This window comes from Rhizobium sp. CF122, from assembly GCF_000282035.1.
In the GTDB taxonomy this organism is placed as follows: Bacteria; Pseudomonadota; Alphaproteobacteria; order Rhizobiales; family Rhizobiaceae; genus Rhizobium.
The window spans coordinates 16,639-37,678 of sequence record NZ_AKKA01000035.1; the positions used below are offsets into that span (position 1 = coordinate 16,639).

General features: G+C 61.5%; 24 protein-coding genes. 11 read left to right on the plus strand and 13 right to left on the minus strand.

Translation table 11 applies throughout. The features are described 5' to 3' along the window. The first annotated feature begins 81 nt into the window (after positions 1-81). Together PMI09_RS09220 and PMI09_RS09225 are read left to right on the plus strand one after the other, a co-directional pair. Positions 82-270: a hypothetical protein gene (locus PMI09_RS09220; protein WP_007791596.1), complete on the plus strand. Its 189-nt coding sequence runs from the start codon at positions 82-84 to the stop codon at positions 268-270. A gap of 48 nt (positions 271-318) precedes the next feature. Continuing rightward, entirely contained in the window at positions 319-672 is a 354-nt protein-coding gene (locus PMI09_RS09225; RefSeq protein ID WP_007791598.1) for an MmcQ/YjbR family DNA-binding protein, read from the plus strand. Between the two features lie 65 nt (positions 673-737). Here the strand turns inward: PMI09_RS09225 and PMI09_RS09230 are convergent, their stop codons facing one another. Continuing rightward, positions 738-1,355, minus strand: coding sequence for a glutathione S-transferase family protein (locus tag PMI09_RS09230; RefSeq protein WP_007791599.1), 618 nt, complete (start codon positions 1,353-1,355; stop codon positions 738-740). A gap of 92 nt (positions 1,356-1,447) precedes the next feature. Next, positions 1,448-1,804: a hypothetical protein gene (locus PMI09_RS09235; RefSeq protein WP_007791601.1), complete on the minus strand. Its 357-nt coding sequence runs from the start codon at positions 1,802-1,804 to the stop codon at positions 1,448-1,450. A 121-nt stretch (positions 1,805-1,925) separates the two neighbouring features. Here PMI09_RS09235 and PMI09_RS09240 point away from each other — a divergent pair, with 121 nt between their 5' ends. Beyond that, positions 1,926-2,681: a DeoR/GlpR family DNA-binding transcription regulator gene (locus PMI09_RS09240; RefSeq protein WP_007791602.1), complete on the plus strand. Its 756-nt coding sequence runs from the start codon at positions 1,926-1,928 to the stop codon at positions 2,679-2,681. Here PMI09_RS09240 and PMI09_RS09245 read toward each other — a convergent pair. The 3 genes from PMI09_RS09245 to PMI09_RS09255 all read right to left on the minus strand — a co-directional run bounded on the left by PMI09_RS09245 (position 2,656) and on the right by PMI09_RS09255 (position 5,271). Then, positions 2,656-3,405 carry a hypothetical protein gene (locus tag PMI09_RS09245; RefSeq protein ID WP_007791603.1) on the minus strand — a complete coding sequence of 250 codons (750 nt, stop codon included), beginning with the start codon at positions 3,403-3,405 and terminating at the stop codon, positions 2,656-2,658. The genes PMI09_RS09240 and PMI09_RS09245 overlap by 26 nt on opposite strands. Positions 3,406-3,544: 139 nt before the next feature. Further along, positions 3,545-4,552, minus strand: coding sequence for an asparaginase (locus PMI09_RS09250; protein WP_007791606.1), 1,008 nt, complete (start codon positions 4,550-4,552; stop codon positions 3,545-3,547). A 98-nt stretch (positions 4,553-4,650) separates the two neighbouring features. Next, complete coding sequence (locus tag PMI09_RS09255) at positions 4,651-5,271, minus strand: helix-turn-helix transcriptional regulator (protein ID WP_007791607.1); 621 nt, start codon at positions 5,269-5,271, stop codon at positions 4,651-4,653. Between the two features lie 107 nt (positions 5,272-5,378). Here PMI09_RS09255 and PMI09_RS09260 point away from each other — a divergent pair, with 107 nt between their 5' ends. After that, complete coding sequence (locus PMI09_RS09260; RefSeq protein WP_007791609.1) at positions 5,379-6,812, plus strand: MFS transporter; 1,434 nt, start codon at positions 5,379-5,381, stop codon at positions 6,810-6,812. A 15-nt stretch (positions 6,813-6,827) separates the two neighbouring features. Here the strand turns inward: PMI09_RS09260 and PMI09_RS32520 are convergent, their stop codons facing one another. Next, positions 6,828-6,956 (minus strand): hypothetical protein, encoded by a 129-nt coding sequence (locus PMI09_RS32520; protein ID WP_007791611.1) that lies wholly within the window; start codon positions 6,954-6,956, stop codon positions 6,828-6,830. Positions 6,957-7,019: 63 nt separating this feature from the next. Here PMI09_RS32520 and PMI09_RS09265 point away from each other — a divergent pair, with 63 nt between their 5' ends. Continuing rightward, positions 7,020-8,234, plus strand: coding sequence for an MFS transporter (locus PMI09_RS09265; protein ID WP_007791613.1), 1,215 nt, complete (start codon positions 7,020-7,022; stop codon positions 8,232-8,234). Here PMI09_RS09265 and PMI09_RS09270 read toward each other — a convergent pair. The 4 genes from PMI09_RS09270 to PMI09_RS09285 all read right to left on the minus strand — a co-directional run bounded on the left by PMI09_RS09270 (position 8,231) and on the right by PMI09_RS09285 (position 12,234). Then, positions 8,231-9,226, minus strand: a complete 996-nt coding sequence (locus PMI09_RS09270; RefSeq protein ID WP_007791615.1) for an NAD(P)H-quinone oxidoreductase — start codon at positions 9,224-9,226, stop codon at positions 8,231-8,233. The genes PMI09_RS09265 and PMI09_RS09270 overlap by 4 nt on opposite strands. 78 nt (positions 9,227-9,304) lie before the next feature. Further along, entirely contained in the window at positions 9,305-11,110 is a 1,806-nt protein-coding gene (locus PMI09_RS09275; RefSeq protein WP_007791618.1) for a GGDEF domain-containing protein, read from the minus strand. A gap of 147 nt (positions 11,111-11,257) precedes the next feature. Next, positions 11,258-11,500 carry a ribbon-helix-helix domain-containing protein gene (locus PMI09_RS09280; protein WP_007791620.1) on the minus strand — a complete coding sequence of 81 codons (243 nt, stop codon included), beginning with the start codon at positions 11,498-11,500 and terminating at the stop codon, positions 11,258-11,260. 185 nt (positions 11,501-11,685) lie between these two features. After that, positions 11,686-12,234, minus strand: coding sequence for an HdeD family acid-resistance protein (locus tag PMI09_RS09285; RefSeq protein WP_007791622.1), 549 nt, complete (start codon positions 12,232-12,234; stop codon positions 11,686-11,688). A 141-nt stretch (positions 12,235-12,375) separates the two neighbouring features. Between PMI09_RS09285 and betI the strand changes: the two genes are divergently transcribed. The 3 genes from betI (at position 12,376) to betA (ending at position 16,263) form a co-directional block, all read left to right on the plus strand. After that, entirely contained in the window at positions 12,376-12,975 is a 600-nt protein-coding gene (betI, locus tag PMI09_RS09290) for a transcriptional regulator BetI (protein WP_007791624.1), read from the plus strand. Further along, the gene (betB, locus tag PMI09_RS09295) at positions 12,972-14,441 is read left to right on the plus strand and encodes a betaine-aldehyde dehydrogenase (RefSeq protein ID WP_007791626.1); all 1,470 of its coding nucleotides are present in this window, start codon (positions 12,972-12,974) and stop codon (positions 14,439-14,441) included. Before betI ends, betB begins: the two co-directional genes overlap by 4 nt. Before the next feature lie 169 nt (positions 14,442-14,610). Beyond that, positions 14,611-16,263, plus strand: coding sequence for a choline dehydrogenase (betA, locus tag PMI09_RS09300; protein ID WP_007791628.1), 1,653 nt, complete (start codon positions 14,611-14,613; stop codon positions 16,261-16,263). A 16-nt stretch (positions 16,264-16,279) separates the two neighbouring features. On the opposite strand, the gene PMI09_RS09305 is transcribed toward betA, so the two are convergent. The 3 genes from PMI09_RS09305 to PMI09_RS09315 all read right to left on the minus strand — a co-directional run bounded on the left by PMI09_RS09305 (position 16,280) and on the right by PMI09_RS09315 (position 17,733). After that, positions 16,280-16,756, minus strand: coding sequence for a hypothetical protein (locus PMI09_RS09305; RefSeq protein ID WP_007791630.1), 477 nt, complete (start codon positions 16,754-16,756; stop codon positions 16,280-16,282). 3 nt (positions 16,757-16,759) lie between these two features. After that, positions 16,760-17,146 carry a DUF6152 family protein gene (locus tag PMI09_RS09310; RefSeq protein ID WP_007791632.1) on the minus strand — a complete coding sequence of 129 codons (387 nt, stop codon included), beginning with the start codon at positions 17,144-17,146 and terminating at the stop codon, positions 16,760-16,762. A 140-nt stretch (positions 17,147-17,286) separates the two neighbouring features. Beyond that, the gene (locus tag PMI09_RS09315; RefSeq protein WP_007791634.1) at positions 17,287-17,733 is read right to left on the minus strand and encodes an RrF2 family transcriptional regulator; all 447 of its coding nucleotides are present in this window, start codon (positions 17,731-17,733) and stop codon (positions 17,287-17,289) included. A 412-nt stretch (positions 17,734-18,145) separates the two neighbouring features. Here PMI09_RS09315 and PMI09_RS09320 point away from each other — a divergent pair, with 412 nt between their 5' ends. The 3 genes from PMI09_RS09320 to cysN all read left to right on the plus strand — a co-directional run. Then, on the plus strand, positions 18,146-18,892 hold the full coding sequence (locus PMI09_RS09320) for a phosphoadenylyl-sulfate reductase (RefSeq protein WP_007791637.1): 747 nt from the start codon (positions 18,146-18,148) through the stop codon (positions 18,890-18,892). A 111-nt stretch (positions 18,893-19,003) separates the two neighbouring features. Beyond that, entirely contained in the window at positions 19,004-19,957 is a 954-nt protein-coding gene (cysD, locus tag PMI09_RS09325; RefSeq protein ID WP_007791640.1) for a sulfate adenylyltransferase subunit CysD, read from the plus strand. 1 nt (position 19,958) lies between these two features. Beyond that, positions 19,959-21,040 (plus strand): sulfate adenylyltransferase subunit CysN (gene cysN / locus PMI09_RS09330; protein WP_007791642.1); only part of this gene is annotated, 1,082 nt, incomplete at its 3' end.

A 21,040-nucleotide genomic window follows, 5' to 3' on the forward strand; every position in this document is an offset into this window, starting at 1 on the left:
AACGTGTCTCACCGGCCGCGATAATCCGGCGGTATTAAGCAAATGCTCCGTTCGCCACCCAAGAAGGAAGCGAGGTATGCCATGCAAATCCTGAAGTTTTTCTTGAGCGTCGAAACCATAGAGCCGCCCTACAACGCGGATATCAAACAGGATCCGTTGAACCACCCGGATCTGGCGCGGATGTCACCGACTGCGCTCGCCGATCTGCCGCTCGGTCCGGAGCCACGCACGCCGAAGCCCGAGCGGCCGCGGCTTGCAAGGTGCGCTTAAGAGTGAGAAATCTGCTAGTCTGTGCGAGCTTCAATTCGAGCGAGCCCAATGACCGACAGCGTCGACACGATCTTTGCGCGTCTCAAGCGCCTCTCCGTGGAAGCCAATCTGCCTGAACTCGAGGAGGGCACGTCCTATGGCAATCCAGCGCTGAAAGTGGGCGGCAAGTCCTTCGTGGCGGTCAAGAACAATGAGACCATCGTGCTTTCCATCTCGATCGACGACAAGGAACGGCTGATCGAGATGGCGCCCGAGATCTACTATCAGACACCCCACTATATCGGCTGGCCATATATGCCCTTGCGCGCCGCCATGATCAGCGACGCCGAACTGAAGGAACGGCTGATCGGCGCCTGGCGGTTCCGTGCACCAAAGCGGCTTGCCGCGAGTTTTCAGGGCTGAGCGCACCGCCCTAGCGACTTGTCGCCCTGATCCCCTGATATGCTCGGCGAGCGGGCTACGCCTGTTTAGGCCTGCTCGCGCTCCAATGCCCGCTGCACGGCCGGGCGCTCCATCATCTGGGCATAGTGCGCCGTCGCTCTCCTGAAGCGGGCCGGATCGACGCCGTCGGGACGCAGCCAGCCGGTCATGACGAAGAGATAGGGATCGGCGACCGAGTAGTACTCGCCCATTACCCACGGGCCCTCCAGCATCTGCGCATCGATGAGTTCAAAGCACTCGGCCATGGTCTGCGGCACCTTCGCCTTCATCGCCCCGTGCGCGGCCGGATCATCCGCCCAACGGCTGCCGCGACGACCGTGTGCGTGGTTCACATGCACCGTCGAACAAAGATAATTGTTGAATGCCTGCATCCGGGCGAACTCGAAAGGATCGAGCGGCGCCAGCTGCGCCGCCGGTGCGAGCTGCGCGATGTAGGCCAGGATTGCCGGCGTTTCGGTTAGGACGCCGCGTTCCGTCACAAGCGCGGGAACCCGGCCCTTCGGGTTGATTTCGAGATACTCAGGCGAACGCTGCTCCGCATCGGCGAAGTTCAGCTTCTTCGTCTTGAACGGCAACCCAGACTCTTCCAGTGCGATGAGGCTTGCGAGCGCACAGGTGTGGGGCGCGAAATACAATGTCAGCATGATCGACTCCCTTCGATGCTGACTTTATAGCGCGACGATCCGCAAACGCACAGATCGAGGCCGGCAAGCCGGCCTCTCAAAATAAAGCTACTTCAGGCACAGCCCGGAACATCCTCGACCCGATGCCAGACGGGAATGCCGCGTTCACGCGCGATCCGCACGTCGTTGTCGGCGCCTTTCGATTCCCCCTCGAGCCGAAGCACACCGTCGCAAAGCTGCAGCAGCCGGCCGGCAACGGGGTGGAATATCTCTTCGTAGAGATCATCGCCGACAGCCTTTCCGCCGGCGGCGTTCCACACCGGCAGAGCCACCCACTCTCCAATCATCGGCACGTGGCCCGCCTTGAACAGCCGATGCGAGGGCTGCTCAAGCCTCTTCAAATTCGCTGCCATTTTTGCGGGATCGTCCCCCGTTCCGGACCTGTAGGGCCCGGCAATCAAAATCAACATAATCAAACTCCATTTCTCCCGGCTTCATGCACGAGAAGTCAAAATATCTGCACGAAATTTCTTGATTGTCGAATCATTTCGTGCATTATCGTGATACTTCATGCAAACATCGGATCGAACTATGCTCACGAGCCAGCGCAAATCGTTGATCCTCGACATCCTTCGGCGAGATGGCCAGGTGATCGCCAAGCAAATCGCCAAGGACCTGTCGCTGTCGGAGGACACGATCCGTCGTGACCTCCGGGAGATGGCGGCAGAAGGATTGCTGAAGCGGGTCCACGGTGGGGCAATGCCTGTTGCGCCCGAGTTGCCCGACTTCTCGACGCGAAAAGGCGTTTCGTCTGAGACCAAGGCGCGGCTCGGGAAGAAAGCTGCCTCACTTGCGCGGCCGGGCCAGCTGATTTTTCTGGATGGCGGCACGACAACGGCGGAGATCGCCCGGCAACTGCCGCGCGACTTTGCGTTCTCAGTCGCGACACACAGCCCGACGATTGCCGCGGAGCTGGAGCATCACCCGACGGCCAGCGTGATCCTCATCGGCGGTAAGCTCTACAAGCACTCGATGGTCGCGGTCGGATCCGTTGCCATGGCTGCGATTTCGCAGCTTCGGCCGGACATCTTCTTTCTCGGAGTGACGGCTGCCCATCCCGTGCATGGCCTGTCGACGGGCGATTTCGAGGAGGCGGCCATCAAGCGGCACATTGCGTCCTGCGCCGCCGAGACCTATGTGCCGCTGACGGAAGAGAAGTTCGACCACGTCTCGCCCTGCCAAGTCCTGCCGATCTCAGGCGTATCGGGACTGATCGTGGCGGCAGGCCTTGCCGCGGCTGCCATCGAGCCCTATCGCAACCTCACTGCCGAGATCCTCGAAGCATGAACGGCTGCACGAAGCGCGCCTTTAGTTCGCGGGGGTTCTGCGGTAGCAGGCTCACGGCGAGACCGGCGACAAAGATTGCCAGGACAATATACGCGAAGGTGTCGCGGGCCATCCCGAGGGTCATGACATCGTGCAATCCGGGCTGCAACGCAGCGATCGACGTCGAAAGCCGCAGCTCCCCGATGAGACGACCCGGAATGGTCGCAAAGGCCGGCGCCTCCGACAGCGCCAACAGCGCGCCATAGAGAGCAGCGACCGAAATGGCCGCTCGCAGAGCGCGCCACACACCAAGTGGCCGTGCGCCACTCTCTTCAAATGACCAGCCGATATAGGCGCAGAAAGCCACAAAGAACAGGAACGCCACCGGCAGCCCCTCAAGCACGGTCTCCGGCTTCAACTGGCCGGTCCAACCATTGGCGAGCAGCAATGGAAACGGCGCCGATGCGACGAACCAGATGGCGACGATAGCGCCCCAGACCCAGCTCATCGAAAGATAATGGATGCGGGCAAGGGTAACGACGAGGATGATGCCGCCCGCGAGGTAGACGCCCGACGGTTTCATGGAACCGGTCATGGTGACGATGATCGGTCCGCAGGAGCCGGCGATCCGGGCGCAACCCGACGAAACGACCGTCAGCCAGGTCACGTAATCGAAACACATGGTGAAGAAGAGAAAGATCGCTATGGCGATCAACATCCACCAAAGATAGCGGCCCGCAAACATATCCTGCCCTCATGGCGTTCGATGTAGTGGGCAAAGGGTAACTCAGCCTTCGAAAACCGCATCCGTTCTCGTGGGCTGTAGTTTCACATACATTAGCAATTTCTGCTGCTGCGGCGCGACTGTTTCGTTCCGGAACGACTTATGCAGTCAGCGCAGCCGTCGCGCGAATGTCGCCGACATGAATACCGTTCCAATTGTGCATCTGCACGGTGGCCATGGCGGCCAAGTTCGCGCGAATCGGGTCGTCCGTGCCGAAGAAGCGGCTGAGCGCGGCGGCAATCATCGCCTCGGAGGCACGCGAATGGCCGTCGTCGCATTTGACGGCGATCGCAATTCCCTGCTCGGGAATGGCCGCGCAGAAGACACCTTCGGCACCGGTTTTGGCGAAGATGCGGTGGGGTGCCACCTCCATCAGCTCTGTGCAAGCGCGCCCAGTTCCGGCCACATAGAAGGGCTCGGCCATGCAGGCATCCAAGAGCCGCCGGGAAGCCTTGGCGCGAAGGGGCTCGAGTCCGTTGCCGGTCGCCATCTTGGCAAAACCATGCGCCAAGCCGCGCAAGGGAACCGCATAGGTCGGGATGGAGCAGCCGTCCGTGCCGCAATTGTCATGGCCGAGCACCGCGCCCGTCAGGTTTTCCATGATGCCGCGGATTTCGGCCTGCAGCGGATGGTCGTAGCCGACATATCCCTTCGGATCGACGCCCTGATGGCAGCAGGCGCAGACGAAGCCGGCATGCTTGCCCGAGCAGTTGTTGTGCAACGCCGTCGGCTTGTCCATTGTGCGCGCCTGGTGGATCAGCACCTTCTGGCTCGAGGACCAATGCGCGCCGCATTCAAGCGCTTCGACATCGCGTCCGGCACGCGCGAGCATGGCAGCAGCGAGCGCCACATGCTCGTCTTCGCCATCGTGCGAGGAGCAGGCGAGCGCCAATTCCTTGTCGCTGAAGCCATACGCATCCGCCGCGCCGCTTTCCATCAGCGGTAGCGCCTGCATCGCCTTGCAGGCCGAGCGCGGAAAGGTTGCTGCATCGACGTCGCCGATCGAGAACACGACCTTTCCATCACCATCGACGGCGACGACTGCGCCGCGATGCCGGCTTTCGACGAGCGAGCCTCTGGTGACTTCGACGGTGACGGGATTGGTCATGGTATGGTCCTGATCGTATACGCAGATGCGTCACGCATAGCGAGTCGCGAGGATAAAGCAATTGCCTTTCGCCGTGCCCCGTCTTGCGCCGATGCAGGTCAAAGCGGGGTGATGCGATAAGCGCAGCGGCGGGCGCCAAGCAAAATATGCTCCTCGCGCTCGACTTTGGCACCGAGAACGGCTCGAAAAGTCTCCAGCTCCGAGCGGCAGAAGCCCGCACAGACGGTTGCCGCAGCACAGATCGGGCAATGGTTCTCGACGAGCAGCAGCGAGCCGTCGGCCTCCGGCCAGCTGTCGGCCATGTATCCTTCGCTGGTGCGTACGGCCGCTAGCTGCTGCACACGGGATTGAACGTCCGCCGCGTCCACTTCTTGGCGATAGCGCATAAGGGTGTCTGCTTCCCGGGCGGAAATGACGGCATCCAGCGCCGATGCCCCCAGCTGTGCGACCAGCGTGCTCAGGATCGTGGCGGTGAGTTCCGCGTGACCATCGGGAAAGGTTTGGTTGCCCGCAGGCGTGAGGCTCCACAGCTGCCGCGGTCTTCCCCTGCCTGTCGTGGCGTCGCTCACGGCTTCGACAAGCCCCTCCTCCGCCATCTTCGTTAATTGCTGACGGACAGCTTCCGAGGAAATGCCGAGCCTTGCCGCAAGGGCGGCGGCAAGCTGGGGTCCTTCGGTCTTGATCAGCAGCAGGATTCGATTGACCGGGGATTGTCTCATTTATTTTTCCAAGTTAACGCTTGCTTTAATAGCATGGCCGTGTATTTTTTCCAAATAATAACTTGCAAAAATACTGCATACCCCGGGAAGCACACAAGGCATTAGATATGACCGGCATTGAAGAGATTTCCGCAGACAAGCCCTCCGTCTTTCATCTGCTTTCCGCGCCGCTCCTGCCCGCGACGCTCATGCTCGGCGGCGGTGTCACCCTCTATGCCGTTGAAACTTACATCACTGCGACCATCGCACCATCGATCGTGCGCGACATCGGTGGGCTCGAACTGCTGTCATGGATGACAACCCTCTTCGTTGCCGCGGCGGTCCTTGGGTCGATCTTCGTCGCGATGCGCCCGCGCGGCATCGGCCTGCGCAGCGTCTACGTCGCCGGCGCACTGATATTCGGGGCCGGCAGCCTGATCTGCGCGCTCGCCCCGGCGATGCCGTTGGTGCTGGCCGGGCGCACGGTACAGGGGTTCGGCGCCGGCATTCTTGCCGGGCTTGCCTATGCCTTCATTCGCTTCGCCTACCCCGAACCGCTGTGGCAGAAGGCGTCAACGCTCTATGCAGCCATTTGGGGTGTATCGACATTGCTCGGCCCCAGCCTCGGCGGAGTCTTCTCCGAAGGCAGCGCGTGGCGCCAAGCCTTCATGCTATTGGTTCCGCTCTGTGTGCTGATGGCGGCACTTGCGCCCTGGCTGCTGCCGCGCGCCGAAGACGATCGCGCCCATGGCAAGACGCCGACCCTGCAAATTGCCTTACTGCTTGCCGCCGTTTTGCTGGTCAGCATCGCCGGAACGATCGACGAAACAAGCTCCAAAGCGTTGCTGATTGCCGCATCGATCGTCACGATCGTTTCGATGCTGACCGTCGAGCGGCGCGGCCGAAACCGCCTCCTGCCGACCGGAGCCGTCACGCTCGCAAAGCCGGTGGCGCGCGTCTACTTGACGATGTTCGTGCTGCTGCTGGTGCTGACAAGCGACATCTATATTCCTTATTTCCTGCAGGTGCTGCATGGCGTAACACCTCTGGTGTCAGGCTATCTGACCGCCCTTGTGGCGCTCGGCTGGACCTTTGCGGCCTTCTTCAGCGGAACGCTGTCTGGACGCCGTGCCAGCACCGCAATCGTCGTCGGCTGCGTGGTCGAAATGGTTGCGGTTGCGTCGCTAACGATCTTTCTCGCAACGGACAATCAGTCCAGCGACCTAGCTATTCTTGGCCCCGCCGTCGTTGGTATGTTCTTGATGGGCTTCGGCGTCGGCCTTGGTTGGGCTCATCTGGTAACCAAGATCCTTGGTTTGGTCGACAACTCCGAACAGGACAAGGCCTCGGCCGCGATCTCGACGGTGCAGTCGCTCGGCAGCGCCTTCGGCGCCGCCGTTGCCGGCGTGATTGTCAACAGTACCGGGCTGGTGGATCCCGGTGGCGTTGCGGGCGGCGTTTCGGCCGCACACTGGCTCTACGTGCTGATGGCGCTTCCCGGCCTGATTGCCGTCACGATATCCCTGACCCTCTCGTCGCCCACCGAACGGCAGGCCCGGTGAGCGACGTGCGAGCGGTCACAGACGCAGCATGATCTTGCCGATGTGACCGCTCGTTTCCATCCCGGCGATCGGGCGGGTTGGCTTTTGGCGACCGGCAGCGATCACGGCATGAGGCCATCCATCACTTGATTTGACCGCTGCCATCACAAACTCTGGTTTTTCGAAAGCACACTACTGGTTTATATCGGGGGTATCGGGAACCATGCCATGCCATCCGCCTTTTCTTCCATTCTCCGCGATCACCAAATCCGTGTCCCAACGCTGACGCTGGTTGCACTCGCCTTCACCTATGCCTCGACGATGCCCTATCAATCGATTATCGGCATCAACGAACTCGGCCTGTCCGATCGCACCTATTCCGGGCTGATCTTCCTTGCCGCACTCGTCAACGTCGCCACCAGCCTGACGCTCGGCATCTGGTCCGACAGGCTCAGCGACCGGCGCCCGCTGGTGCTGGCGCTATCGGTGAGCGGTATGCTCGGCTTCGGAATGATTTACGAATTCCGTACCGCCGGTGTTTTCATCTTCGGCATGCTGGTGCTGATCCCCATCAGCAATTCCACCTATTCGATCCTGTTTGCCAGCATCCGCGCGACGACGAACACAATGGATCGCGGAAGAGCTGCGGCGATCACGTCCACGGTTCGCGCGCTGTTCTCGGGCTCCTGGGCGCTGGCTCCCGGCCTGATCGGCCTGTACCTCATCAACTCACAATCGATGACACCGGCTTATGGCATTGCGGGTCTCGCAAGCCTGACCTGCTTCTGCCTCTACCTGTTTTTCGCCAAACCTGCGCCTGTCGGCAACGCCTCCCCTTCGCAGCAGGTCGGCTTCTCCTCTTCGCTCGGCAGAGTCTTTTCGCCCTACGTGCTGGTAAGGGTCGGCGTCATGGCGCTGCTGCTCGGGCTGCAGCGGCTAAACAGCGTGGTGTCGCCGTTGATCATCACCCATGCCGCCGGCGGTACCGTGGTGGATGTCGGTTTCATGGCCGGCCTCACCGCCTTCCTGGAAATGCCGTTCATGCTGATGTGGGGCGCGCTGCAACGCCGCTTGCGCAGCGTACACGTGCTTGCCGTGGGGGCGCTGATCTATTGTCTATATCTGGTATTGCTGAGCTTTGCCTCGGCGCCCTGGCAGATCTATGCCCTCGTGCTGATCAACGCCTGCGGCGCTGCAGCCATCCTCAGCGTGCCGATCACCTACCTACAGGATCTGATTGCCGATCGCCCGGGACTCGGCAGTTCGCTGGTCTCGGTCAACACGTTCATCGCCAACGGCATCAGTGCATCGATCTTCGCGGCTGGCACTGCCTTTACGGGCTATTCAGGCACAGCACTGTTTGCCGCCATCGTCGGCCTCGCTTCGGTCGGCCTTCTGCTGTTCCTTGAAAGAGCCCCCCGACCGGTCCGGCAGCCGGCCTAGAGCCGCAGCATGATCTTGCCAATGTGACCGCTCGTTTCCATCAGTCGATGCGCCTCGGCAACGTCTTCGAAAGAGATGACGGTATCGATAACCGGAGCGAGCTTGCCTTCATCGAGAAGCGGCCAGACCTGGGAAAGGAGATCGTCGCGGATCGCGCGCTTTTCCTCGGCAGTGCGCGGGCGCAGCGTCGAGCCAGTGATCGTTAGCCGTTTGACCATGATCGGTGCCAGATTGACCTTCTCCACAACGGCGCCGCCGAGAAAGGCGATGATCGAAAGGCAGCCGTCCTTCGCGAGCGACGCCACGTTCCGTTCGAAATAGGCGGCACCGATCATATCCAGGATGATATCGACACCGTGGCCGGTCTCGGCCTTGATGGCCTCTGCAAAGTCCTCTGTCTTGTAGTTGATTGCCCGCTTTGCGCCGAGCTTGACGCAGGCGTCGCATTTTTCCTGCGAACCGGCCGTCGCGTAGACCTCGGCGCCAAAGGCCCGCGCAAGCTGGATAGCGGTCGTTCCGATGCCGCTTGAGCCGCCATGCACGAGAACCTTTTCGCCTTCGGTCAGTCCGGCCATCTGGAACATGTTTGCCCAGACCGTGAAGTAATTCTCGGGCAGCGCCGCAGCTTTAACGGCATCGTAGCCCTTCGGGAAGCGCAGAGCCTGGCCGGCGGGCAGCAGGCAATATTCGGCATAGGCACCGCCGTTGGTCAGGCCACACACCTTGTCGCCGAGGGCAAAATCGCGGACGCCCGGGCCAACGGCAACGATCTCGCCTGCCATCTCAAGCCCGAGAACAGGGCTTGCATCCATCGGCGGCGGATAAATACCCTGGCGCTGCGCGACGTCGGGCCGGTTGACGCCGATTGCCTCGGTGCGGACAAGGAGCTGGCCCTCCCCTGCTATCGGCAAGGGTCCGGTGGTGATCCGCATCACCTCGGGCGCGCCGAAGCTCGGCAGGTCGATGAAGCGCATCTGCTTGGGCAAGGACATGATCCGGTCTCCTCGTTCCGAAAGCATGTCAGATAGTTCAGCTCTTCGGACTTGAGAAGGCGGGAAGCGCGGGTGGCGTCAATTCGTCTCGCCCAAGAGATGGAAAACGAGCCCTTCTTCGCTTTCCTTCGCCTCGGCCTTGATATGGGCGATCGCGGCACTAACGCGGTTGACATCGTCGATGACGAGACCTTCCGGCAGCTCCAGCACGCCGATCGAGCAACGCATCAGCGGGAACAGCGCCTCGACGCCAGCGCGGTCATGGCCCCGAATGCGGCCGGCGGCACGATCCGTATCGGAATAGAGGCCGAGCACATCATCGTGGAAATCGCTGATCAGACGATCGAGAATTTCGGTCAGTTCTTCCTTGGTCCAACCCCGGACGCCGATGAAGAAATCGTCGCCGCCGACATGACCGAGGAAGTGGCGCTCAGCAAAAAAATAGCGACGCATGAGCGCGGCAAAGAGCGAGATCGCGTGGTCGCCAAGGTGGAAGCCGTAAGCATCGTTGAACGGCTTGAAGTTGTCGAAATCGCAGTAGCAGAAGTGCCGCTTCTCGTCGCCATCGAGGCTCGACTCGCGCATGAAGTCGCGGATCGCCCTGTTGCCTGGCAGCCCGGTCAGCGGGTTCTGGTCCTGAGCGGTCTTCAGCTTCTTCTCGTTCATCACCTTGATGAGCGAGGCCGCCGATACCACGCCCGCATAGCGCATATTGTCGGTCAGCAGCAGGCAGTTTGTGCCTTCCATGTTGGCGAAGATCGCCATCAGTTGTTCGGTATCGGAATCAAGACCGACGATCGGTGCCATTTCGACGAAATGTGAGATGGTCCGCTCGTAGACCTTGTTCTTCAGAAGGTCGCGGCCAAAGGGCTGGTAGATGTATTCCTTCAGGTGCCGCTCGTGCAGGATGCCGCGCGGCTCGCCGTTCGCGTTCAGCACCGGGAAGAAGGCCTGGTGTGGATTACGGCGGAAGAGCTCGAAGACGCTGTCGATCGTGTCGTTTTCAAAAACCGTTGGCAGCATCTCGATCTGCTTGCGGATCAGGATCTCATCGAGCGATTGCGGGCTGCGCTTGCCTTTGCCGAGGTCCAGCAGGTGCGGAAACGACGGCTGCAGCTCGGTGATATGGGTTGTCGGACGGGAGATGAACCAGCCCTGGACGAGATCGACGCCGAATTCGCGGCAGGCGACGAACTCTGCCTCGGTCTCGATCCCCTCGGCAATGACGCGGGTGCCGAGCACGTGTGCGATATGGACGATGTTCTTCAGGAGGTGGCGCTTGCGCGGGCTGCTGTCGATGTCGGCGATGAAATGCCGGTCGATCTTCAGATAGTCGACCGGGTGGTCGCAGAGCAGCTTCATCTCGCCGTGGCCGACGCCGAAATCGTCGATCGCCAGCTTGAAGCCGGCCTTGCGCAGCAGTGATACGAGGGCCGCAAACTCCGGCACGCTGGTGTTGTCGAAGCGCTCGGAGAATTCGAAACAGATCGAGGAGGGTGGGATATTGGCAAGCTTCAGATGTTGCAGCAGGCCTTCCACCAGCCGCTCGCCATGTGGGATCAGACGGACATCGAGATTGAGGAACAGCGTCGAGCTCGAGAAATGCGGCAGCGTGGCGAACTTCGCAAGCGCGCGGCTTGCCACCATCTGCTCCAGCTGCAGCAGCTGCTGGTTCTTGTGCGCCTCGTCCAGAATTTCGACCGGAGAGCTGAAGCCGATGCGCTCCTGTCCGCGCATCAGCGATTCATAGCCGAATGCCACACCTGTCCCTGCCTCGACTATGGGCTGAAAGGCATTTTCGATAACGAGTTTCGCAAGGGTTACGATCTGATCACTTGCGTAGCGACGAACAAGCGCCGGATCGACGGTGGCAGCCAAAGACATGCCAATCTCCACTGTGTCTTATTGTTTTTCGCATGGAGACTGGCGGAGAAGGATCAACGAACCCTTTCCCGAATGTGAAACTTTTGTGAAGACCGGCGAACTCGACCGCCCGGGCAAGCGAATTTTGCTCCCCGATCAACGGTTTGGTCAGGCGGTGCGCCGATGCTCGGCCTCGTGATCGGCGAACATGTCGGCGACGCATTTGCCACTGCGCGAGGTGCAATCCTGATCGAACATGACCTCGTGATATCCGCCAAGTTTGCGGGCGGCGTCCCACATGCGCAGGGCTTCGCGCACGACCTCGCTGCTCGACGCGTAACTCCCGTTGTCAACGGCGGCCCGGATGTCGGCGGCCTGCAACGGTGAAATGGATACGGTCACCATCGGCATGAGATTCCTCCCTTTACCTCGTGGGGCACGTATGCCCCGGTCGGGGGACGGTCAATCCGTCCATGGCATTACCGACGCGCGCCGCCGCCTCGGCTGCCTCTTGGTGAGCAAATTTTAGCCCTCCCTCACATACTTGTCAAAAAAGAAACAGTCCGTGAAGTCAGGCTGTGAATTGCGGGCATAACTCAGCGACGGATCGCAAGACCGAAAGCAAGCATGGACCAGCCCTGGATGAGAAGATCGCAGGCGAGGAAAAGACCAAGGATCCACAGGCTGTTGACCGGCCAACCGAGGTAGATGACGACGCCGGCGAGTGCAGTGATGATGCCGCTAGCAAGCACCCAGCCCCAGCCCTTGACCGGGCGCATGCGCCAGCCGACCCAGATGCGGAACACGCCGGCAATCAGCAAAGCGATCGCAAGAAACAGCGTCAGCGCCGCCGATGCCAGAAGGGGATTCTCGAAGGCGAAGACGCCGGCCAGCACGTAGAGCACGCCGCTCAACGCCCAAAACAGCACCTGGTCCCAGCTTCTCACCTGAAACGCGTGAACCAAGTAGACGATGCCGCCGATCAGCATCAGTATTCCGACATAGTAGACGGACACAACGGTCGCGAGCGCGACGTTTGCCAGTGCGATAAGGCCGCAGACGATCAGCAGCAAGCCAAGTACGGCGAACCAACCCCATTTCGATTGTAGAGATGAAAGGCTCAGTCGATCAGACGTATCTGCCATGGCACACCTCCTGGTTGGTAAAAGAATATGCCGCAAAAACACGGAATTGGAAGGGGTTGGGTTTTCGGGTTTGCATCAGATTTTTATTGATTGATCAATCAATCAAAATTATACTTACTGCCACCTTCATGGAGTGATGCGATGCCCAAAGTCGGAATGGAGCCGGTTCGCCGCAAGGCGCTCGTCGATGCCGCGCTGCGCGTGATCGGCGGTCAAGGCTCGCTGACCGTCACCATGTCCGAAATTGCCCGGCAGGCCGGTGTGTCGCCGGCGCTCGCGCATCATTACTTCGGCAGCAAGGAGCAGCTGCTGATCGAGACTATCCGCTCTCTCCTAAAGCAGCTGCGCGGCGACGCAGTGACAGCGCTGAAGGCGGCGGATGCACCGCGCGAGAGGCTTTCCGCTGTCATCCGGGTCAGCTTCCAGGCCGACCAGTTTGCTCCGGCGACGATCGCCGCCTGGCTTGCCTTCTATGCCGAGGCGCAGCGCTCCGAGGAGACGCGGCGCTTCCTCGTCATCTATGCCCGCCGCCTGCGGTCGAACCTGCTCGCCAACCTGAAAGCACTCTGCCCCGGAGATGCCGCAGAACGCATCGCCGAAGGCGCGGCTGCGATGATCGACGGGCTCTACATCCGCCAAAGTCTGAGGTCTGCGCCTGTCAGTATCGAGGCATCGATCGCGCTTACCGAAGACTACATCCATTCACAGCTTGCCGCCCTTGCGAAAGGACAGATCCAGTGACCCTCAAAGCCCAGCCGAAAGCCTCCCATTTCATCGACGGCGAGTATGTCGAGGATGAAGCCGGCAGCGTCATCGAAAGCATCTATCCGGCGACCGGCGAGGTCATCGCGCGGTTGCACGCGGCCACACCTGCCATCGTCGAAAAGGCGATCGCGGCTGCCAAGCGCGCCCAGCCGGAATGGGCGGCGATGAGCCCGACGGCGCGCGGCCGCATCCTGAAACGCGCCGCCGACATCATGCGCGAGCGCAATCGCGAGCTGTCCGAGCTCGAGACGCTCGATACCGGCAAGCCGATCCAGGAAACCATCATCGCCGACCCGACATCGGGCGCCGACAGCTTCGAGTTCTTCGGTGGCATCGCGGCTGCCGGCCTCAATGGCTCCTACATCCCGCTCGGCGGCGATTTCGCCTACACCAAGCGCGTGCCGCTTGGCGTCTGTGTCGGCATCGGCGCCTGGAACTATCCGCAGCAGATTGCCTGCTGGAAGGGCGCACCGGCGCTCGCGGCCGGCAATGCGATGGTCTTCAAGCCATCGGAAACCACGCCGCTCGGCGCGCTTGCCATCGCAGAGATCCTGTATGAGGCCGGCCTGCCGAAAGGCCTCTACAATGTCATCCAGGGCGACCGCGAAACCGGCCCGCTGCTGATCAACCATCCTGATGTCGCGAAGGTGTCGCTGACGGGCTCGGTGCCGACCGGTCGCAAGGTCGCAGCCGCCGCTGCCGGCAGCCTCAAGCACGTCACCATGGAGCTCGGTGGCAAGTCGCCGCTTGTCGTCTTCGACGATGCCGATATCGACAGCGCTGTCGGCGGTGCCATGCTCGGCAATTTCTATTCGACCGGCCAGGTCTGCTCGAACGGCACCCGCGTTTTCGTGCAGCGGAAGATCAAGGCTGAATTCCTGAAGCGGCTGAAAGCCCGCACCGAGGCGATCGCCATCGGCGATCCGATGGACGAGGCCACGCAGCTCGGGCCTATGGTTTCCTGGGCACAGCGCGACAAGGTTCTCTCCTACATCGAGAAGGGCAAGGCCGAGGGCGCGACGCTCGTCACAGGCGGTGGCATCCCGAACAATGTCTCCGGCGAAGGCTACTACGTGCAGCCGACGGTCTTTGCCGACGTCACTGACGAAATGACGATCGCCCGCGAAGAGATCTTCGGGCCGGTCATGTGCGTTCTCGACTTCGACGACGAGGCAGAGGTGATCGCACGCGGCAACGCCACCGAATTCGGCCTTTCCGCCGGCGTCTTCACGGCCGATCTGACACGCGCCCATCGCGTCGTCGACCAGCTCGAGGCCGGCACATTGTGGATCAACACCTACAACCTTTGCCCTGTCGAAATCCCGTTCGGCGGCTCCAAGCAATCCGGTTTCGGGCGCGAAAATTCGCTGGCAGCGCTAGAGCACTATTCGGAGCTGAAGACGGTCTATGTCGGCATGGGGCCGGTACAGGCGCCTTACTGAGGCGGCGCGGCCTGCGTCGCCCTTCGAGGGTCGCTTCGCTCCCGCCTCAGGGTGCGGGCAGGAGAACCGGAAGCACTTGCGGACGTCTATCCGCCTCATGGTGAGGAGATCCGAAGGGCCGTCTCGAACCACGAGGGGCGCGGCACGTTAAAACACTAGAGGAACTAGCATGCAGCAGGCAGATTTCGTCATCATCGGCTCCGGCTCGGCGGGCTCGGCGCTTGCCTACCGGCTTTCGGAAGACGGCAAGAACACCGTCATCGTCATCGAGGCGGGCGGCTCCGATTTCGGGCCGTTCATCCAGATGCCTGCAGCCCTTGCCTGGCCGATGAGCATGAAGCGCTACAACTGGGGCTACCTCTCCGAGCCCGAGCCGAACCTCAACAACCGGCGCATCACCGCGCCGCGCGGCAAGGTGATCGGCGGCTCCTCCTCGATCAACGGCATGGTCTATGTGCGCGGCCACACCGAGGACTATAACCGCTGGGAGGAGCTCGGCGCGCAGGGCTGGGCCTATGCCGACGTGCTGCCCTACTTCAAGCGGATGGAACACAGCCACGGCGGCGAGGAAGGCTGGCGCGGCACGGATGGCCCGCTGCATGTCCAGCGCGGCGTCTTCCGCAACCCGCTGTTCCACGCCTTCATCGAAGCCGGCAAGCAGGCGGGTTTCGAGGCGACGGAGGATTACAACGGCTCGAAGCAGGAAGGCTTCGGGCTGATGGAACAGACGATCTTTGGCGGCCGCCGCTGGTCGGCGGCCAACGCCTATCTGAAACCGGCACTGAAGCGCCCGAATGTGGAGGTCGTCTACGGCCACGCCCACAAGGTGGTGATCGAGAACGGCCGGGCGACCGGTGTAGAGATCGAGCGCGGCGGCAGGGTCGAGGTGGTAAAGGCGAACCGGGAGGTCATCGTTTCGGCCTCCTCCTTTAATTCGCCGAAGCTGCTTATGCTGTCGGGTATCGGGCCCGGCGCGCATCTGCAAGACATGGGTATCGAGGTGAAGGCGAACCGGCCGGGCGTCGGCGCCAACTTGCAGGACCATATGGAATTCTACTTCCAGCAGGTCAGCACCAAGCCCGTCTCTCTCTATTCCTGGCTTCCCTGGTTCTGGCAGGGCGTTGCCGGCGCGCAGTGGATGTTCACCAGATCAGGGCTCGGCACCTCGAACCAGTTCGAGGCCTGCGCCTTCCTGCGCTCAGCACCAGGTGTCAGGCAGCCTGATATCCAGTATCACTTCCTGCCTGTCGCCATCAGCTATGACGGCAAGGCGGCCGCCAGGAGCCACGGCTTCCAAGTACATGTCGGCTATAATCTCTCGAAGTCGCGCGGTAGCGTCACGCTGCAGTCCTCGGACCCAAAGGTCGATCCCGTCATCCGCTTCAATTATATGAGCCATCCCGAGGACTGGGAGAAGTTCCGCCACTGCGTGCGGCTCACCCGTGAAATTTTCGGCCAGAGGGCTTTCGACCAGTATCGCGGACCGGAGATCCAGCCGGGCGAGAACGTGCAGACCGACGAGCAGATTGACGCCTTCCTGCGCGAGCACCTGGAAAGCGCCTACCACCCCTGCGGCACCTGCAAGATGGGCGCAAAAACCGACCCGATGGCGGTTGTCGATCCCGAGACGCGTGTCATCGGCGTCGACGGGCTGCGCGTCGCAGACTCATCGATCTTCCCGCACGTCACCTATGGCAACCTCAATGGCCCATCGATCATGACCGGCGAGAAGGCGGCCGACCATATTCTCGGCAAGCAACCACTGCCACGCTCCAACCAGGAGCCATGGGTCAACCCGCGCTGGGCCGTGAGCGATCGGTAGGGTTTGCCGACCGCCATCAGATGAAGCCGATCCAGCGGCCGGCAAGGATCGCCGATATCCACACGGCTGCAGAGACGCCGGCCTGAAGCCGCAAGCCGAATGTTGGCGCTGTGCCCGAAACGGCCCGCTGCCAGGCTGCCTGGGTATGGACCAGGGCAGCGTTCGCAATGCCGAGAACGAGCAGCCCCAGCTTCACCAGAAAGGCGGGATTTCCGGCGTATTCGATTGGCTTCACGCTGAAAAGGGCAAAGCCGGTGATGACCGCTCCCGCAAGTCCGATGGCCGCAGCTCGCGATAAAAACGGGCCGATTGCCGCCAGCGGCACCGATCCGAAGAGGCCCACAAGCCGGAGATCAAGCGGCAGGATCGCCCCGATAAGCAGCCCGATCGAAAGGATATGGGCGGCATTGACCGCCATATAGACAAGCGCCGAGCGCCGCAAGCCGGATGACAGCGGGGTTGCAACGAGCCATTCCAGCAACTCGATCGCCATCACTCAGTTCGTCTGGATCCGTTCCGGATAGATATCGTAGCGCTTGTCGGCGACCGTGATCCGCACGGCCTTCATCCGTTTTTCGTCAGCCTTTAGCGAACGGTTTCCGAGAACGACAACCGGATCCCCCTTCTTCGCGGAACCTTCGACAAAGCCCGAGCGCTCCGTCTGCCGCGGATTGCCGAGTTCGACGAGCCAGACGCCGTCGCTGGCGGTCGCAACATTGAGCGTCGGGTGCGGGCCGCCCATCGTTACCTTTTCGATGGTGCCCCGCAATTCGGTCTGCTCGCCCTCGGCCCATGACCAGCCGTGGTGCGCGGCAGCTCCTGTCGCCAAAGCAACCGCGAGGATTACGCCGATTGCCATTCGTTTCGAGCCAATGACGTGCATGTTCGTTTCTCCCTACCACTGGACAGGAGCGAATTGGCGCACAGGGGGGCGATTGAAAGCTATCTCACCGAATCTTGAAGCGGTGCGGTCGAGCGCCATCACAGGCGTGGGTGGCCCAACGTGGTCGCGGAGATTGCGTCCTAGGCCAGCAGCCGGGTGACTTGCGCGACCTTTGCCGGCGCGACGGCATCGGCAATCGTCGTGGAGAACAGCACCTTGCGGGTCGCATCCGCCACCTTAGCGAAGACGTGGCGGATCTCGCAGTTCTGCTCGCCGTCGCAATCATCGCATTTGCGATAGGCAGTGATTGAGAGGCAGGGAAGAGGCGCGATCGGGCCGTCGATAATGCGCAGCACCTCGCCGAACGTGATCATGTCGGCCGGCTTGAGCAAGAGATAGCCGCCCTGCTTGCCACGACGGCTGGCGACAATGCCCTGATGCTTCAGGTCGAGCAGGATCTGTTCGAGGAACTTCTTCGGTATCTTCTGCTGCGCTGCGATGTCCGAGATCATCACAGGTTCGCCGCGATCGGCTTCAGCCAATACCGTCAGCGCCCTCAGCGCATATTTTGCCTTCTGCGTAATCATTTTCGACCGTCGACACACACATGGTGGGCGGAATCATCGACCCACCGCAAGTTCGATCCTGCCTCTATGGCATGCGCAGCATGAACGGAATTTGAACAAGCCTGCGAAGTCCCTGAGAGACAAGGTTTTTGGCCTTGTTTTTTCACCCTCGGCCAATGCTTTAAATCTACTGCAAAATGCTCCCTGATGTCATCAATTCACATTTCCGATTGACAGGCAACGTGTTACTCTACTAAATCAATAGACAATTAGGCTGACCGTCGGCGAATCATCGCCGGTGCGGCTGCTTTTCCGCATTGCAGCGGCCGGGGAGAGATATTTGCTCCTATCGCGCCCGCTTTCGAAATGCCTTTTTCTGTCCGATCCAAGCCCGACCTGCGATACTCCGGCCAACATCAAGGACAGGATCCCCATGACTGTTGCTGCCAATCCCAACGCTGAAGCGGAAACGCTGAACGCGAAACTTGCAAGCCTTGACCTTGCCGGGCGTCTGTCGCTTGTCGCCGGCCTCGGCGGCCGCGTCGTCTTCACGACCTCTCTCGGCATCGAGGACCAGGTGATCACCGCCGAGATCGGCAACCATCGTCTGCCGATCGATGTGGTTACGCTGCAGACCGGGCGGCTGTTTCCGGAAACGCTCGCCCTGATCGACGAGACCGAGAAGCAGTACAACATCCACATCAGCCGTTACGAGCCGGAACAGGCCGATATCGACGCCTATGCTGCGAAATACGGCCTCAACGGATTCTACGAAAGCGTCGAAGCCAGGCATGCCTGTTGTGGCGTGCGCAAGCTGAAGCCGCTTGCGCGCGCACTTGATGGGGCAACCATCTGGATCACCGGTCTGCGCCGCGGCCAATCGGCCAACCGTGCCGAGACACCGTTTGCCGAGTACGACGCAGAGCGTCATCTCTTGAAGGTGAACCCGCTCGCGGACTGGGACCTGGACGTCATCAAGGCCTACGTTGCCGATAACGGTGTGCCGGTCAATCCATTGCATGCCCGCGGCTATCCCTCGATCGGCTGTGAGCCCTGCACCCGTGCGATCAAGCCCGGCGAGCCGGAACGCGCCGGCCGCTGGTGGTGGGAACAGGACGAGAAGCGTGAATGCGGTCTGCACGTGGCCGAAGAGGCCACGGCGATCGCCGCACAACAGTAACCCGTCAACTTCGGGATCGGAGCGCGGCTGCCGCCTGCGCTCCTCGAAGTCTGAAATGCAACTCATTCCGGAGGCCTCTCTTCCGAGAATGATCGAAGTCTGGAGTTAGAAATGCCCGATAGCCGTCCGGATACGGAAATCAACAGTCCCCGGAGCACGAAGCCGCCGCTCGACCCGCATTTGAAGGCGCTCGAAAACGAGGCGATCCACATTTTCCGCGAGGTCGCCGCCGAATTCGAGAAGCCGGTCATGCTTTACTCGATCGGCAAGGATTCATCGGTCCTGCTGCATCTGGCCCGCAAGGCGTTCTATCCCGGTCGCGTCCCCTTTCCGCTGCTGCACGTCAACACCGGCTGGAAGTTCCGCGAGATGATCGCCTTTCGCGACGAGACGGCCAAGAAGTACGACCTCGACCTGATCGAGCACATCAATCCGCGCGGTGCGTCTGAGAACGTGACGCCGTTCACGCATGGCTCGGCAGCCTTCACCGACATCATGAAGACCGAAGGGCTGCGCCAGGCTCTCGATGCCGGCCAGTTCGATGCCGCTTTCGGCGGCGCGCGCCGCGACGAGGAGGCCAGCCGCGCCAAGGAGCGCATCTATTCGTTCCGCACGCCAGATCATCGCTGGGATCCGCGCAACCAGCGCCCGGAACTCTGGAACATCTACAACGGCCAGATCCGCAAGGGCGAAAGTGTTCGCGCCTTCCCGCTGTCGAACTGGACCGAGGTCGATATCTGGCGCTACATCCAGGCCGAGGACATTCCGCTGGTACCGCTCTACTACGCCAAGAAGCGCCCCTATGTTGAGCGCGACGGCATGATGATCCTGGCAGAAGATCCACGGCTGGAACTGCTTCCCGGCGAAGTGCGCCAGGAAGGCATGATCCGTTTCCGCACCCTTGGCGATTTTCCGCTGACGGGCGCCATCCCATCGAAAGCGACCACGCTCGAAGACGTGATCGCCGAACTCGAAATCGCCACGGTTTCCGAACGACAGGGCCGTGCCATCGACCGCGACCAGTCCGGCTCCATGGAAAAGAAGAAGCGTGAAGGATATTTCTGAGATGACCGCAGCCGTAACCGCCGCACACGCCCTTGCCGTGCCCGCCGCAGAACCTGCGCAGGCGACGCGCGATTCGCGACCGTTGCGCCTCATCACCTGCGGCAGCGTCGATGATGGCAAGTCCACCCTGATCGGCCGCCTGCTCTGGGATACCAAGGCTGTCAAGGAAGACCAGGCCGCCACGCTCCAGCGCGATTCGACGGGCAAGCAGAACGATCTTGGCCTACCTGACTTCGCGCTGCTGCTCGACGGCCTGCAGGCCGAGCGCGAACAGGGCATCACCATCGATGTCGCCTATCGCTACTTCTCGACCGACAAGCGCTCCTTCATCGTTGCCGACACGCCCGGCCACGAGCAGTACACCCGCAACATGGCGACCGGCGCTTCCACCGCCGACCTCGCCATCCTGCTGGTCGACGCCCGCGCCGGCATTCTGGAACAGACCCGCCGCCATGCAACGATCGCTTCGCTGCTCGGCATCAAGCAGTTCGTGCTTGCGGTCAACAAGATCGACCTGACGAACTACGACCGTTCCGGCTTCGAGAAGATCACGCATGAATTCCGCGAATTCGCGCTGTCGCTTGGCGTCAAGCAGATCACCGCGATCCCGATGTCGGCCCTGAAGGGCGAAAACGTCGTCTATTCCGGCGAAGCGTCGATGCCTTGGTATGCCGGCCCGACGCTGGTGGAAACGCTCGAGCTTGCCACCGTGCGCTCCTCGCAAGCCACAGGCTTCCGCTTCTCGGTGCAGCGTGTGTCGCGCCCCGGCGAAAGCTTTCGCGGCTACCAGGGCACGGTTGCCGGCGGTTCCGTCAAGCCGGGCGATAGCGTCATGATCCTGCCGTCGGGCATGGTGGCCAACGTCTCCAAGATCGTCACCTTCGACCTCGTGCGCAATGCCGCGGTTGCGGGCGACGCGATCACGCTGGTTCTCGACCGGCAGGTGGACGTCGCTCGCGGCGACATGATCGTCTCGATCGACAGCCAGCCGCAGGTTGGCCTTTCCTTCGACGCACAGATTGTGGCGCTGCAGCCGGAAGGCATCGAAGCCGGCAAGCGCTACTGGCTAAAGAGCGGCAGCCG